14 protein-coding genes are annotated in these 14,518 nt (G+C 64.8%); 8 read left to right on the top strand and 6 right to left on the bottom strand.

Going from position 1 to position 14,518, the window contains the following annotated elements:
• Positions 1-48 precede the first annotated feature (48 nt).
• Together ACOJSI_RS16600 and ACOJSI_RS16595 are read left to right on the top strand one after the other, a co-directional pair.
• Complete coding sequence (locus ACOJSI_RS16600; RefSeq protein ID WP_420139418.1) at positions 49-996, top strand: isopenicillin N synthase family dioxygenase; 948 nt, start codon at positions 49-51, stop codon at positions 994-996.
• Positions 993-1,442 carry a hypothetical protein gene (locus ACOJSI_RS16595; RefSeq protein ID WP_420139417.1) on the top strand — a complete coding sequence of 150 codons (450 nt, stop codon included), beginning with the start codon at positions 993-995 and terminating at the stop codon, positions 1,440-1,442. Before ACOJSI_RS16600 ends, ACOJSI_RS16595 begins: the two co-directional genes overlap by 4 nt.
• Here ACOJSI_RS16595 and ACOJSI_RS16590 read toward each other — a convergent pair.
• Positions 1,417-1,785 carry a hypothetical protein gene (locus ACOJSI_RS16590; protein ID WP_420139416.1) on the bottom strand — a complete coding sequence of 123 codons (369 nt, stop codon included), beginning with the start codon at positions 1,783-1,785 and terminating at the stop codon, positions 1,417-1,419. The two genes, ACOJSI_RS16595 and ACOJSI_RS16590, sit on opposite strands and share 26 nt — an antisense overlap.
• Positions 1,786-1,805: 20 nt before the next feature.
• Positions 1,806-2,252, bottom strand: coding sequence for a preQ(1) synthase (gene queF / locus ACOJSI_RS16585; RefSeq protein WP_420139415.1), 447 nt, complete (start codon positions 2,250-2,252; stop codon positions 1,806-1,808).
• Between the two features lie 98 nt (positions 2,253-2,350).
• On the opposite strand from queF, the gene ACOJSI_RS16580 reads away from it, so the two are divergent.
• From ACOJSI_RS16580 to ACOJSI_RS16560, 5 genes are all read left to right on the top strand, one after another.
• On the top strand, positions 2,351-3,730 hold the full coding sequence (locus ACOJSI_RS16580) for a methyltransferase domain-containing protein (RefSeq protein ID WP_420139414.1): 1,380 nt from the start codon (positions 2,351-2,353) through the stop codon (positions 3,728-3,730).
• Positions 3,731-3,762: 32 nt separating this feature from the next.
• Positions 3,763-5,304, top strand: a complete 1,542-nt coding sequence (locus tag ACOJSI_RS16575) for a cryptochrome/photolyase family protein (RefSeq protein ID WP_420139413.1) — start codon at positions 3,763-3,765, stop codon at positions 5,302-5,304.
• 9 nt (positions 5,305-5,313) lie between these two features.
• The gene (gene metC, locus ACOJSI_RS16570; RefSeq protein WP_420139412.1) at positions 5,314-6,501 is read left to right on the top strand and encodes a cystathionine beta-lyase; all 1,188 of its coding nucleotides are present in this window, start codon (positions 5,314-5,316) and stop codon (positions 6,499-6,501) included.
• Positions 6,502-6,714: 213 nt separating this feature from the next.
• Positions 6,715-7,491 carry a TorF family putative porin gene (locus ACOJSI_RS16565; protein ID WP_420139411.1) on the top strand — a complete coding sequence of 259 codons (777 nt, stop codon included), beginning with the start codon at positions 6,715-6,717 and terminating at the stop codon, positions 7,489-7,491.
• Positions 7,492-7,869: 378 nt separating this feature from the next.
• On the top strand, positions 7,870-8,988 hold the full coding sequence (locus ACOJSI_RS16560) for an OmpA family protein (RefSeq protein ID WP_420139410.1): 1,119 nt from the start codon (positions 7,870-7,872) through the stop codon (positions 8,986-8,988).
• Between the two features lie 616 nt (positions 8,989-9,604).
• Here the strand turns inward: ACOJSI_RS16560 and thpR are convergent.
• Positions 9,605-10,138: an RNA 2',3'-cyclic phosphodiesterase gene (thpR, locus tag ACOJSI_RS16555; RefSeq protein ID WP_420139409.1), complete on the bottom strand. Its 534-nt coding sequence runs from the start codon at positions 10,136-10,138 to the stop codon at positions 9,605-9,607.
• A 113-nt stretch (positions 10,139-10,251) separates the two neighbouring features.
• Between thpR and ACOJSI_RS16550 the strand changes: the two genes are divergently transcribed.
• Positions 10,252-10,992, top strand: coding sequence for a Bax inhibitor-1/YccA family protein (locus ACOJSI_RS16550; RefSeq protein WP_420139408.1), 741 nt, complete (start codon positions 10,252-10,254; stop codon positions 10,990-10,992).
• Between the two features lie 504 nt (positions 10,993-11,496).
• Here the strand turns inward: ACOJSI_RS16550 and ACOJSI_RS16545 are convergent.
• From ACOJSI_RS16545 to ACOJSI_RS16535, 3 genes are all read right to left on the bottom strand, one after another.
• Positions 11,497-12,135: a dienelactone hydrolase family protein gene (locus ACOJSI_RS16545; protein ID WP_420139407.1), complete on the bottom strand. Its 639-nt coding sequence runs from the start codon at positions 12,133-12,135 to the stop codon at positions 11,497-11,499.
• A gap of 13 nt (positions 12,136-12,148) precedes the next feature.
• Entirely contained in the window at positions 12,149-13,522 is a 1,374-nt protein-coding gene (locus tag ACOJSI_RS16540) for a glutamate--cysteine ligase (RefSeq protein WP_420139406.1), read from the bottom strand.
• Positions 13,523-13,680: 158 nt separating this feature from the next.
• Positions 13,681-14,421, bottom strand: a complete 741-nt coding sequence (locus ACOJSI_RS16535; RefSeq protein ID WP_420139405.1) for a 16S rRNA (uracil(1498)-N(3))-methyltransferase — start codon at positions 14,419-14,421, stop codon at positions 13,681-13,683.
• Between the last annotated feature and the right edge of the window lie 97 nt (positions 14,422-14,518).

Here is a 14,518-nt window from a genome sequence, read left to right as displayed (position 1 = left end):
CTGCAATCACCCCGTGATTTTGCGCGCGCGGCCGATTAGAACCGGCTTATGGCTACGACTCTCGACCGCCCCGCTGTTCCCACCGTTTCGCTGGCGCAGGAGGCGTCCGATCCAGAGGGCTTTGCGCAGGCGTTGGGCGGGTCGTTCCAGCGTTATGGGTTCGCGATCGTCTCCGATCACGGGGTTCCGCGGGAGGTGATTGCGGAGGCGGAGGCGCAGGCGAAGGCCTTTTTCGCGCTGCCGGAGGAGGTCAAGCGCGCGTATCATACCGGGAAGGGCGGGGCGCGCGGCTATACGCCGTTCGGAATCGAGACCGCCAAGGACGCCAAGGCGCACGATCTGAAGGAATTCTGGCATGTCGGGCGCGAATTGCCCGAGGGCCATCCGTTCGCGGATGTGATGGCGCCCAATGTCTGGCCAGCCGAAATCGCGGCGTTCAAGCAGGCCGAACTGGCCTTGTTCAACGCGCTGGATGCCGCCGGTGCGCGGCTATTGCGGGCGATCGCCCGCTATCTGGAGCTGGCGCCGGACTTCTTCGAGGATACGGTGCGCGACGGCAATAGCGTGCTGCGGCTGCTCCATTATCCGCCAATGGGCGCGGACGGGCCCTCGATCCGGGCGGGCGCGCATGAGGATATCAACACGATCACGCTGTTGTTGGGGGCCGAGGAAGCGGGGCTGGAGCTGCTGGATCGGGACGGAAACTGGCTGCCGGTCCAGCCCAAAGAGGGCGAATTGGCGGTCAATGTCGGCGATATGCTGCAGCGTTTGACCAACAATCAGCTGCGTTCGACCACGCATCGCGTGATGAATCCGGCGCCCGAACGGCGCGGCGTCGCGCGTTATTCGATGCCTTTCTTCCTGCATTTCCGGCCGGATTACCTGATCGAAACGCTGCCGCAATGCGTGTCGGAGGATCATCCAAACCTCTATCCGGAGCCGATTACGGCCCACGATTATCTGATGCAGCGCCTGAGGGAGATCAAACTGATATGATCGCATTGCTGTTGGCCGCCGCCGCGGCGATCACCGCCGCCAATCCCGATTGCGCGCGGATGCAGCCTGCCGCGGGTTTCGAAGGGTGGGGGCGGGCCGGCGGCACGGCGCTGGCGGTCGATCGTGCGGCCGCATTGAAGCTGGAACCGGCCGGCAATGTCCGGTTCGATCCGCCGCTGACGCGCAAGCCCAAGCCCAACAGCTATGGCGGCTATTTCCCGCTGACGGTCGCCAAGGCCGGCCGCTATCGGATCGCGCTGTCGGACCGGGCGTGGGTGGATGCGGTCAACCATGGCAAGCGGTTGAAATCCACCGCGCATATGCATGGCCCGGCCTGTTCCGGCATCGCCAAGATCGTGGCGTTCGACCTGCCGGCAGGCCGGTCGTGGCTCCAGATTTCGGAAAACGGGACGTCCGCGATCAGCGCGATGGTGTCTTCGCACTGAACGGGCGGCAGAGCGGCAGCTTCAGTTCGGCCATTTCGCGACACGGCCGCGCCTGGATCGACGCGTCGGGGCCGACGAAAATCCCGTAATCGAAGCGCGGATCGGTGAGCGAGCATGAGGCGCGCCACATGATCATATTCTTCCACGGCCCCTGAACCGCGGCGCGTTCGACGCGGGGGCAGCTATAGCCCGAATCCAGCAAGGCCCCCCGCAATGCGCCGCGGCGCTGCAGATCGTTGAGCTTCATGAGCTGATCGCTGGCGGGATTGGCGATCTTGACCGCCTGGAGCGGGCTCGCCGCAATTGCGGCAAGGCCGAGCAGAGCGAATAAAGGCCGTTTCATATCTCTCTCTCCTCGTAGCATCAGCCGCGGCCGCGATAGGTCGGCACGCCCTGATCGGGCAGCCACAGGTCCGCCGGCGGTGCGCCCGTCTGCCAGAAGACGTCGATCGGGATGCCTCCGCGCGGATACCAATAGCCGCCGATGCGCAACCAGCGCGGCTTCATTTCCGCCACCAACCGCTCACCGATGCCGACCGTGCAATCCTCGTGAAAGGCAGCATGGTTGCGAAAGGAGCCCAGGAACAATTTGAGCGACTTGGATTCGACGATCGTCTCGCCCGGCGCATAATCGATCACGAGATGGGCGAAATCGGGCTGGCCGGTGACCGGGCAGAGCGAGGTGAATTCAGGGGCGGTGAAGCGGACCAGATACAGGCGTTCCGGCCGCGGGTTCGGCACATAATCCAGCGTCGCGTCCTCCGGCGATGCCGGTAGAGCGGAGGTCTGGCCGAGATGCGTAATGCTCATGCCCGCCGATCTAGGATCTGGTGCATTACGGTACAACCGGAGAGTGACAGGCCGAACCTTTCGGCTAAGGCGTCGGAACATCTGTGCTGGGGGGCAACATGTCGGTATTGAAGTGGCGCTTTTCGGGCGGAAGCGCGGCTGTGCTCTCTGCGGGCGGGAAGAAGCAGGGCGGCAGCATGCACATCGCCGGAACGGCAGGCTGCGTGCTGCATGGACCCTATCTGGAACTTCCCCCAGGCCGCTGCACCGCGCGCATCCTGCTTGGGCCGGACAGCCGGGGGCTGGTGAAGATGGAAATCTCCGCGGCCAAGGGCACCAAGGTTTTGGCCGATCGCATGGTCGACCTCGCGGCCGGACCGGTGATGGAGTTGAGCGCCGACATCCCCGAATATCTGATCGATTGCGAAGTGCGGCTGTTCGCGCGCGGCCGGATCGATGCCGATATCGTCGGCGTCGAGATCGACGTGGATCGGATCATGCCGACCGAGAAGTTGCACGCCGACCGGCCGGTCGGGTTCGAAACGCGCAAAAGCTATGCCGAGAAGATCCGCAGCGGCTTCTTCGACACATATATGTCCGGGCCGAACGTGATGGAGATCGGCTATAAGGGCTATGAAGGTGCGACGGTGCCGATCGTGCCGCAGGCCATCGGCGTCGATGTCGGCTATCCGGGCTATGAAGGCGCGACCTTCCCGTTCGAGGACGGCAGCTTCGACGCCATTTATTCGAGCCACTGCTTCGAACATATCGGCGACTGGCTGGGCGTGCTGCGCGACTGGTACCGGCTGCTGAAGGTCGGCGGCTTCCTGGTGATCGTCGTTCCGCACCAGCTGCTGTTCGAGCGCAAACGCCATCTGCCCTCGCCGATCAACCCCGATCACAAGCGCTTCTACACGCCGATGAGCCTGCTGGCGGAGATCGAGGCGGCGTTCGAGGAGAATAGCTACCGCATCCGCCATCTCGTCGAGAATGATGCGGGCTTCGATTATTCGATCATGCCCTATCAGGGCACCGACGGCTGCTACGAGATCGAGCTGGTCGTCGAGAAGATCGAGAAGCCGTTCTGGCATCCCGACGACGGATCGGTGCGGGCCTATCCCGCCGGCGACTTCCGTACGTCGCTTTCGAAGGACAATCCGTGGGAACTGACGCTGGACCTGACGCGGAAGCACGAATGCCTGGTGTTCGGCCCCTATATCGGGCTGGGCGCGTCGGATTATGTCGCCGAGTTCCATTTCGAATGGGACCAAGGCGTCGTGCCCGACCTGGTGATGGACGTGGCGATGTTCGCCGAGCGGATCGCGGTGGTCGAGCTACGCTGGGAAAAACGGGACCTGAGCAGCGGGAAGATCGAGGTGCCGTTCACCAACCCCCGCAATGGCGAGATATTCGAGTTCCGTATCTTTTCGGGCGCCAATGAATCGCCCCTCAAGCCCAAGTTCAAGGGGCTGGTGCTGCGCTACGCGGGACGCGGCTAGACAGCCGAACAAATTAGGAACAAGTATCCGTCATGCGGACTCTTGTTCCTATCTTGGGCGACCAGCTTTCCCTGGCTTTGTCGTCGGTTGCCGACGCCGATCCTGCCGCCACCATCCTCCTTATGGTCGAGGTGGCGGAGGAGGCGGGCTATGTGCGGCATCACAAGGCGAAGCTCGCCTATATCTTTTCGGCGATGCGCCATCATGCCGCGGCGTTGCGGGCGGCAGGGTGGACGGTCGACTATGTCGTGCTGGACGATCCCGACAATAGCGGCAGCTTCACCGGCGAGATGGCGCGAGCGATCGCGCGGCACGATCCCGAGCGGATCGTCGTCACCGAGGCGGGCGAGTGGCGGGTGGCGGCAATGCTGGAGGCGTGGGAGACGCTGTTCGGCGTCCCGGTCGAGATACGCGCGGATACACGCTTCCTGGTCAGCCATGCCGAGTTTGCCGCCTGGGCGGATAAGCGCAAGCAGTTGGTGATGGAGGATTTCTATCGCGCGATGCGGCGGCGCACCGGCCTGTTGATGGATGGGGACAAGCCCGCCGGCGGGCGCTGGAACTTCGACAAGGAGAATCGCCAGCCCGCCAAGGCCGACATGCTGATGCCGCGGCCCGAAATGTTCGCGCCCGACGCGATCACGCAGGAGGTGATCGCGCTGGTGGAGCGGATGTTCCCGGATAATCCCGGCAGCCTGGCGCAGTTCGATTATGCGGTGACCGCCCAGGATGCCGCGCGGCAGGCGGATCGCTTCTTTCGCGAGGCGCTCCACGATTTCGGCCGGTATGAGGATGCGATGGTCACGGGCGAACGCCATTTGTGGCATTCGATCCTGTCGCCCTACATCAATAGTGGCCTGCTGGATCCGCTGGATCTGTGCCGCCGGGCGGAGGCGGAATATCGCGCCGGGCGGGCGCCGCTCAATTCGGTCGAGGGCTATATCCGCCAGATCATCGGCTGGCGCGAATATGTGCGCGGCATCTATTGGTGCGAAGGGCCCGCCTACGTCGAACGGAACTTCCTGGAACATCACCGTCCGCTGCCGGCTTTCTACTGGACCGGCGACACCGACATGCACTGCCTGCGCGAGGTCATCGGGCAGACGCTGGCGACAGCGCACGCGCATCATATTCAGCGGCTGATGGTGGCGGGCAATTTCGCGCTGCTGATCGGGGCGGACCCGGCGCAGGTGCATATCTGGTATCTGGAGATCTACCTGGATGCCTATGAATGGGTGGAACTGCCCAACACGCTGGGCATGAGCCAATATGGCGATGGCGGGCTGCTCGGCAGCAAGCCCTATGTCTCGTCCGGCGCCTATATCAACCGCATGTCCGATTATTGCGGGCAATGCCGTTATGACGTGACCAAGCGAGTGGGGGAGGATGCGTGCCCGTTCAACGCGCTCTATTGGGATTTCCTGGCGCGCCATCGCCAACGGATCGGCGACAATCGCCGGCTCGCCATGGCCTATCGCAACTGGGACCGGTTCGCGCCGGAGGACCAGGCGGCATTGCGCCAGCAGGCCGCGCGCTTTCTGACGGAACTCGACGGCGCGCCTGCATCCTATTAGGCGGCGGGCATGAGCGACGAGCAGGGAAAAGGGCCCGCAACGCGGGTGGTCGAGGCGGGACGGCGCAAGGCATGGACCCAGGGCATCGTCAGCCCGCCGGTCTGGCGGGCATCGACCATGTTGTTCGACGATGTCGCGGCACTGCGCGACGCCACGCGCCGGCCCGACGAGGGGCTTTATTATGGTCGCCGCGGCAGCCCGACCCAATGGTCGCTGGCGGACGCCTTGACCGCGCTGGAACCGGGGGCGGCGGGCACGACGCTGCACGCTTCGGGTACGGCCGCGATCACGACGGCATTGCTGGCGGTGCTGGAACCTGGCGACGAATTGCTGATGACCGACGCGGCCTATCAGCCAACGCGCGCCTTTTGCGACGGCCTGCTCACGCGGCTGGGTATCACCACCCGTTATTATGATCCGCGGCTGCGCGGCGCCGATATCGACGCGCTCTTCGCGCCGGCCACCAGGGCGATCTTCCTGGAAAGCCCCGGCAGCCTGACATTCGAGGTGCAGGACGTGCCGGCCTTTTGCGCCGCGGCGCGGGCACGCGGCGTGACCAGCCTGATCGACAATACCTGGGCGACGCCGCTGCTATTCCCGGCGATCGCGCGCGGCGTCGACATCACCATCCTGGCCTGCACCAAATATGTGGTCGGCCATTCGGACGTCATGATGGGGTCCGCGACCGCCCGGCCCGGCCTGTTCGAGCGGGTGCGCAAGACCAGTCAGGCGCTGGGCCAGTGCGTCAGCCCCGACGATGCCTTCCTGGCAAGCCGCGGCCTGCGCACGATGGACGTGCGCCTGCGGCAGCATGGCGCGTCGGCGCTGGAGATCGCCCGCTGGCTGCAGCAGCAGCCGGGCGTCGCCACGGTGCTCCACCCGGCCTTGTCGGAAATGCCCGGCTACGATCTGTTCCAGCGCGATTTCCTGGGCGCTTCCGGCCTGTTTGCCTTCGCGATCGAGGGTGACGATGCGGCACGGGTACGACTCGTGGATGCGCTGCAGCATTTCGGCATCGGTTTTTCCTGGGGCGGCTTCGAAAGCCTGGCGCTGCCAATCGATCCGGAGACCATGCGCACGGCGGTTCCCTGGCAATCGCCGGGCAAAATGATCCGGCTTCAAATTGGTCTGGAAAGCACGGCTGATCTGATTTCCGATCTTAATCAGGCACTCCACGCTGCCGCGCAAAAAGGTTAGCGGCACGCGGAGCGAGGCAAGCGCAAGCTGTTGCGCGCGCGCCACAGGTGGATCGTAGACGATCCGCGGCCTGTGGTTAGAGATTGTGCTTTGCAACACTTTGGATCAGGAGGGCCAGGTCGGTTCGCAGCCCCCCCGCTCATACAAGAGGCAGAGGTGCGGGCGCCACCGACGCGCAGTGGAACTTGACGCAATTTGCGAGAAGGACTTTCCATGCGCACCACCCTCACCGGGCTTTCCATTCTGGCCGCCGTCGCGCTGGCCGCACCTGCCCTGGCGCAGGACGCTCCGGCACCCGCCAGCGATTTCACCATCACAGGCGGCGCCGCGCTGACCACCGACTATCGCTTCCGTGGCATATCGCAGACGGACAAGCATTTCGCGATCCAGGGTACGATCGGCGTGACCCATTCGTCGGGCTTCTATGTCGGCACCTGGGGCAGCTCGATCGACGACTATGTCGCCAACGGCAGCGATCAGGAAATCGATCTGTATGGCGGCTATAAGAAGACGATCAACGGTACGACCGTCGATGGCGGCCTTCTTTACTATTATTATCCTGGCTCGCACGGCGCGAATACGGACTTTTTTGAACCCTATTTCAACGTTTCGCACACCTTTGGGCCGGTCAGCGCCAAGGCTGGTCTGAACTATGCATGGAAGCAGAAGGCTCAGTCTTGCGCCTTCGATCCGCGCTGCGGCAACAAGTCCAGGGAAGACAGTCTCTACACCTATGGCGAGCTGTCTGGCGGTATCCCCAATACGGGCGTCACGCTGACGGGCCATCTGGGCGAGAGCTGGGGCCGATCGCTGCTGACGAACGGCCTGAAGAATTATACCGACTGGAGCCTGACCGCGGCCTACACATGGAAGGCGCTGACCTTCAGCGTCGCTTATGTCGATACCGACTTCAAAAAGGGCCAGTTCTCGGTGAACGGCCGCAACGAGGTGCATAGCGGCGTCGTCGGCGCGATCGCGGTCGCGTTCTGATCCCCTAACCCTGACACGTTCCCCGTAACTTTTCGCACCGGAATGATCCGGTCGGCCGGGTGTGGCTAATGTGCCGCACCCGGCCCTTTTTGCGCGTGATCCTATGGCGGTGCAGCATCCTCACTCCCACGTTCACCGTGCCGCAATGCGGCAGATCGCACCGGGCCGGTGCAAAAAATTTTCGGACGGTTGAAACCGAATTCAAGGTTTGGAGTTAAGCCGCACGTCAGAGCGGTTGGAGCGTTCAGTTTACTCAAGAGTTCTGATCCGAGACATTTCGGCAACAGTCCACATTTTTGCGCGGTTGCGTAGAACCAGGGCAGTGTTTAGGGGTTTTGAGTACCTGACACGCTCCTAATGAAGGAAAAGGGGATACAAATGCGTAAACTAGCCATGATGGCCATATTGGCATCGTCGGCACTCGCATCGCCCGCCATGTCCAAAGACAAGGCTTGGTATGTTGGTGTTGAAGGCGGCGGCATCATTGTCGAAAAGACCCACATCAATATTGGTGCGGTTGATAATGCTGATACTGCCAAGCACAAGAACGGCCTGTTCGATGTCGATGGCATTGTTGGTTATGACCTGGGTATGCTCCGCCTCGAAGCCGAGGTTGGTTACAAGCGTACCGAAGTAAAGTCGCACACGACGACCACGACGCTGAATGGTTCGCCGGCTGGCGAATATCGCAGCTCGCGTAGTGGCAACACGTCGGTCCTCAGCTTCATGGGCAACGCGCTCTTGAACTTCGGCGATGACGATAGCATTCAGGGTTATGTCGGCGGTGGTGCCGGTGTCGCCCGCGTTCACTACGGCATCTATCGCCTCGACGGCGGCAACTGGTTCCTCGACGGCAGCGACACCCGCTTCGCCTTCCAGGCCATTGCCGGTCTGCTTTATCCGGTCAGCGACCACATCGACGTCGGTGTGAAGTATCGTTGGTTCAACACCTTCGGCGTTCGCATTCGCAGCAGCACTGCCAATGCCCTTGCCGGTGGCGACTCCACGGCGCGCTATCGCTCGAACAGCCTGCTGGCGAGCCTAGTGTACAACTTCGGCGAACCGGCAGCTCCGCCGCCGCCGCCGCCGCCGCCGCCGCCGCCGCCGCCGCCTCCGCCCCCGCCGCCGCCGCCGCCTCCGCCGGCTGCTACGCCTGGGCCGTTCATCGTGTTCTTCGACTGGAACAAGTCGGATATCACGCCTGAGGCAGCTTCGATCCTCGACAACGCGGCACAGGCCTACAGCACGACGGGCAATGCCCAGATCATGCTGGCCGGCTACACCGACACGTCGGGTTCGGCGAACTACAACCAGGGTCTGTCGCAGCGTCGCGCTGACTCGGTGAAGGCTTATCTCGCTGGCAAGGGTATCCCTGACGGCGTGATGACCACCCAGGCGTTCGGCGAGACCCACCTGCTCGTCCAGACCGCCGACGGTGTGCGCGAGCCGCAGAACCGCCGTGTGGAGATCACCTTCGGCCCGAACTCGGGTCAGTAAGGCACGCTCCTTCGGGACAAAGATTGGGGTCGGCCAGCAATGGCCGGCCCTTTTCTTTTGTCTTGGCGAGATCCCGGTGTGGGCGACCGGCCTGCGGAAGGTGGGCTTTAATGCTGCTGCCATTGGGTGACGGACGGGGCGGGCGCGGCGCATGCTTTGGCAGCGTTCTTAGGACTGTCAGGCGGGACGTTGCCCAGCCGCGAAATGGACCCCAGCCTGCGCTGGGGTGACGGCGTGCGGGGAGGGACGGGTTATCCTCGATTGGCCGGGCTGGCGCGTGACTGGTGGGGCCCGCGTCATATGCACGGCTTCCGCGATCCGAGCGGTGCGCCAAGCGTTCGGTCCTTGATGCGCACCAGCCTAAACTCCGTCACCCCGGCGCAGGCTGGGGTCCATCGGGTCGCGGGCTGTGTCGCTCAGCGCAGCAGGGACGTCGCCAAGCCGCGGAATGGACCCCAGCCTGCGCTGGGGTGACGGCGGGTGGTGGGGGACGGGGCGTCCTCGGCGGCTGGGCTGGCACCTGCCGGGGCTTGCCAGAGGGCGTCTCGCATAGCTGTCGCCCGATCCGCCCATTCGCGAACGGGCCTCGCCGGCTTATCGCTGCCTGGCCGGGAAATCAGCGCAGCGGGTAGCGGGCGATGGCGTCGTAGGTGGGGCCTTCGCTGCCGAGGTGGCTTTCGAACAGGAACAGCGCGTCGAGGGTGACGGGATCGCTGGCCAGGCCGGCGGCGCGCGCAAGGAAGGGATCAAGGGACCCGGCGCGGCGGCCCAGGCGGGCGATGGTGACGTGGGGGGTGAAGGCGCGGGGTTCGGGCGGAAGGCCGCAACCGGTGACGACGCGCTCGACGCGTTTGTGCAGCGTCTTCAGCCGATCGTCGGCGGCGATCCCGGCCCACAGACTGTGGACATGGCCTTTATGATCGAAGGTGCCGACGCCCGAGAGGGCGATGTCCGGGCGCGGATGATCCACGGTGCTTAGCGCGGCGGCGATATCCTCTGCCTGGGGCGCGTCGACTTCGCCGATGAAGCGCAGGGTCAGGTGAAGCTGATCGTCATTCTGCCAGCGGGCGCCGGGCACGCCGCCCATCAGATCGAGCAGTTGCAAACGAAGCGGGCGCGGCGGCCGCAGCGCGACGAACAGCCGGTGCATCGGCCCTCCTTACGAGAATGCGTAGGCGGCTGCACCCGCTTTTGCTTGAAAAGCGTTAGAAGCACGACAATATTGAGAATGCGCCAATGTGGCGCTTAAGGAGCTCTTTCGAGATGGCAAACTGGTCCGACCCCTGGACGAACGGCGCTGCGACCGCATCGGTCGGCACGCGGCCCGCGGCCTATGACGCGGGTCTCCGGTCCTACATGCTTTCTGTCTACAATTATATGGCGTCGGGCGTCTTGCTGACCGGCATCGTCGCCCTGCTGTTCGCCAGCAGCCCCTATATGGGCCTGCTCTTCTCGCCGCAGGGCAAGCCTTCGGGTCTTGGCCTGATCGTGATGCTGGCGCCGCTTGGCCTGGTGTTCGCACTGAGCTTCGGCATCAACCGCATCAGCGAGACGACGGCCAAGGCGCTGTTCTGGGCCTATGCGGTGCTGATGGGCCTGTCGCTCTCCACCGTGCTGCTGGCCTATACCGGCGCGTCGGTGGCGCAGACCTTCTTCGCCAGCGCGGCCGCCTTCGCGGGCCTGAGCCTGTGGGGCTACACGACCAAGAAGGATCTGTCGGGCTTCGGCACGTTCCTGATCATGGGCGTGGTCGGCATCCTGGTCGCCAGCCTGTTGAACCTGTTCTTCCAGTCCGAGAAGATGACGTTGGTCATCAGCGTGCTGGGCGTGCTGCTGTTCGCCGGGCTGACCGCTTACGACACGCAGAAGATCAAGAGCATGTATTATGCGGTCCAGGGTTCGGACTTCATGGGCAAGTCGGTGATCATGGGCGCGCTGACGCTCTACCTCGACTTCATCAACATGTTCCTGTTCCTGCTGCGCCTGTTCGGCGATCGCCGCTAAAAGCCGCGATACAGGACAAGAGATGGAAGGCCCCGCTTCGGCGGGGCCTTTTTTTATATCTGGCGGCAGGGCGGTGTGGGGGGCGCGGACCTGCCTCCCCGGCGGCGGGGCGTGGGATGGGTCTGTGGATGCCAGCCTGCGCTGGCATGACGGGGATGGAATGGGTCCCTGGCCGTCACCCCAGCGCAGGCTGGGGGTCCATTAGGTTTGGCGCGGGCGGTGGGATCGGGGGGCGCGGACCTGCGTTCCGCGGCGGCGGGGCGTGGGATGGGTCTGTGGATGCCAGCCTGCGCTGGCATGACGGGATGGAATGGGTTCCTGGCCGTCACCCCAGCGCAGGCTGGGGTCCATGACGTTTGGCGCGGGCGGTGGGATCGGGGGGCGGGAACCTGCGTTCCGCGGCGGCGGGGCGTGGGATGGGTCTGGGGATGCCAGCCTGCGCTGGCATGACGGATGTTGGGGTGGGAGGACGTTAGACGGTCCCGCCTGGGCGGGAGCGATGGATCAGGCGAGGTGGTCTTTCAGGAATACCAGGGTCTGCTGCCAGGCCTGCGCGTAGGCCTCGCCCTGAAGCTGGGCCACGGCCTGGAGGTGGAGCGCCGGCACGGGCAGATCGGCGATCCGATCCGCGCTGAAGGTCACCATCGCGGTTAATTGCGGCTGGGGGGAGGCGGCAACGCGTTCCAGCAGAGACGCGCCCCAGCCAAGCCCGAGCCCGGCGACCTTGCCGGTCGCATAGGCATTGCTCGCCAGCCAGTGGACCGTCGCCACCGCTTCTTCCAGCGAGGCGAGCCTGATGGGCGCGCAGGCGACGAAGCCGGCGGCGGCGAGCTGGTCGCACAGGCCGCGCGTGAACGGATCGGCACCGCCGGCGTCGTGCACGACCAGCACCGCTGGCTGCGGCCCATGTGCCTTGGCAGGAATAGCCATATAGCCATGCAGATCGTGGCCCGGCCCCGGCCAGCGGATATTGGCGGTCTTGGGCGGGGGCGGCGCCTTGGGCGGCTTGGGGTGCCTGGCGGCGACAGCCGGGAGGGCAGCCAGTGCGGCGGCGCCCGCGATCAGGGTGCGGCGACCGGGCCGCCAGGTCGCGCCGGCACCGCCCGCGTCCCCATCCGGCCCATCATCGCCCCGCTCCGCCATCCGCCTGCTCCGGTCAGAAGCTCATTTCATCATAGACGCGGCTGACGTCGCCATTCCAATCGCCATGATAGCGATCGAGCAGGCGCTGCGCAGGCACCTTGCCGCTAGCGACGATCTCCCGCAGCGGCTCGAGGAAGCCGGTTTCGTCATCGCCCATCGCGTTGAGCCGCTTGCGCGCGGCGAGCCCCTTGTGGGCGATCGCCAATATCTCGGAACCGAGCTGCTGGAAGGTGCGACCGCGCGGACCGCGCGCGGCCAGGCCGAGCTTGGGCACTTCGGCGCGGATGCGGTGATGATCCTCGATCGTCCAATGCTTCACTTCCTGCCAGGCGGCGTCGAGCGCATCGTCGTCATAGAGCAGGCCGACCCAGAAGGCGGGGAGCGCGCAGATCGTGTTCCACGGCCCGCCATCGGCGCCGCGCATCTCGAGGAAGCTCTTCAGCCGCACTTCGGGGAAGGCAGTCGACAGATGATCGGTCCAGTCGGCGATGCGCGGCTTTTCGCCGGGCAGGACCGAGAGATTGCCATCGAGGAAATCGCGGAAGGAAAGGCCAGCGGCATCGATATATTTGCCGTCGCGGAAGACGAAATACATCGGCACGTCGAGCATGTAATCGGCATAGCGTTCATAGCCGAAGCCGTCTTCGAACACGAACGGCAGCATGCCGGTGCGGTGCGGATCGGTGTCCGTCCAGATGTGGCTGCGATAGGAGAGGAAGCCGTTGGGCTTGCCTTCGGTGAAGGGCGAGTTGGCGAACAGCGCGGTGGCGAGCGGCTGCAACGCCAGGCTGACGCGGAACTTCTTCACCATATCCGCCTCGCTGCCATAATCGAGGTTGGTCTGAATGGTGCAGGTGCGCAGCATCATATCCAGCCCGAGATTGCCGACGCGCGGCATGTGGCGCAGCATGATCTCATAGCGGCCCTTGGGCATGATCGGCAGATCGGCGCGCGTCTTGTCGGGCCAGAAGCCGAGGCCGAGGAAGCCCATGCCAAGCTTCTCGCCAATCTCTTTCACCTGGGCGAGGTGGCGACCGGTTTCGGCGCAGGTCTGGTGAAGATTGTCGAGCGGCGCGCCGGACAGTTCGAACTGGCCGGCCGGCTCCAGGCTGACGGCGCCGTCCGGACCGGACAGCGCGATGATGTTGCCGCCTTCGTAGATCGGCTCCCACCCGAATTTGGTAAGGCCGATCAGCAGCGCGTGGATACCGCCCTTTTCCTCATAGGAGGGGGCGTGATGATCGCCGACGGCATAGACGAACTTTTCATGTTCGGTGCCGATCCGCCACCGATCCTTGGGCTTTTCGCCCTTCGCGAACACGCCGATCAAATCGGCGCGGCTTTCGATCAATGGGTCTGGACCGGCCTCTGCCGTGCGCGTTGTCATATGCGGCCCAGTAGCATGGTAGCCGATGGATACTAGCGGTGTTTCACGGGCCTGGCGAGCGGGGCGGTCGGCGTTCCCCGATGGCGGGCAAGCTGCGGCTAAGCCTTTGAAAGCGGGTGGTTCCCGCTGGCGTGACGCGCGGTAATAATGCCGGGGTGCTAGCGCCAATCGCCGGCAAGCGTCATCCAGGCGGAGATGGCGGCGGCGGCGGCCGTTTCCGCGCGCAGGATGCGGGGGCCGAGCGAGGCGCCGACCGCGCCGGGCGTCGCGCGGATCGCGCCGCGCTCGTCGGGCGTGAAGCCGCCTTCGGGGCCGATCAGGATGGCGGCGGGGCCGGGCCGCGCGACCTCGGCCAGCGGCAGGCCGCCGGTTTCGTCGGCGAAGATCAGGATCCGGTTGGGATCCCAGCCCTTCAGGATGGCGGTGAGCTTGGCCGGTTCGGCCAGTTCGGGCAGCGCGGTGCGATCGCATTGCTCGCTCGCCTCGATCATATTGGCGCGCAGGCGATCGAGGTTGAGCCGATCGACGATCGTGCGCTGGGTGATCACCGGCTGGAGACGGGCGGCGCCGAGCTCGGTCGCTTTTTCCACCAGCCAGTCGATCGGCCCCTTCTTGATCGGCGCGAACAGGAGCCAAAGATCGGGCACGGTCTCGCGTGCGCGGAGCCGGCCGGTGAGGCGCAGGCCGATGTGGCGCTTGGCGGTTTCGGTCACTTCCGCCAGCCATTCGCCGGTGCGATCGTCGAACAGGCGAACGGGATCGCCCGCCTTCAGCCGCATGACGTTGCCGAGATAATTGGCCTGGGCGCCATCGAGCTGGAGCGAGGCGGCTTCGTGGAGTGGCTGATCGACGAACAGGCGCGGCGTGCTCGCAGGCGGCCAAGCGGGAGTGGCGGGCATCAGGCGGTTGTAGGGAGAGGGGGGCGGTTCGTCACCCCTCTCGGAGTGCGGGTGGTTGCCGGATGTGGCCTGCCCCGGCGGAAGGGAAGGTGGACAG

The organism is Sphingomonas sp. (genome assembly GCF_048595155.1).
GTDB lineage: Bacteria > Pseudomonadota > Alphaproteobacteria > Sphingomonadales > Sphingomonadaceae > Sphingomonas_I.
Note: the sequence above shows the minus strand (reverse complement) of the source record. Positions and strands in the feature narration are given on the sequence as shown.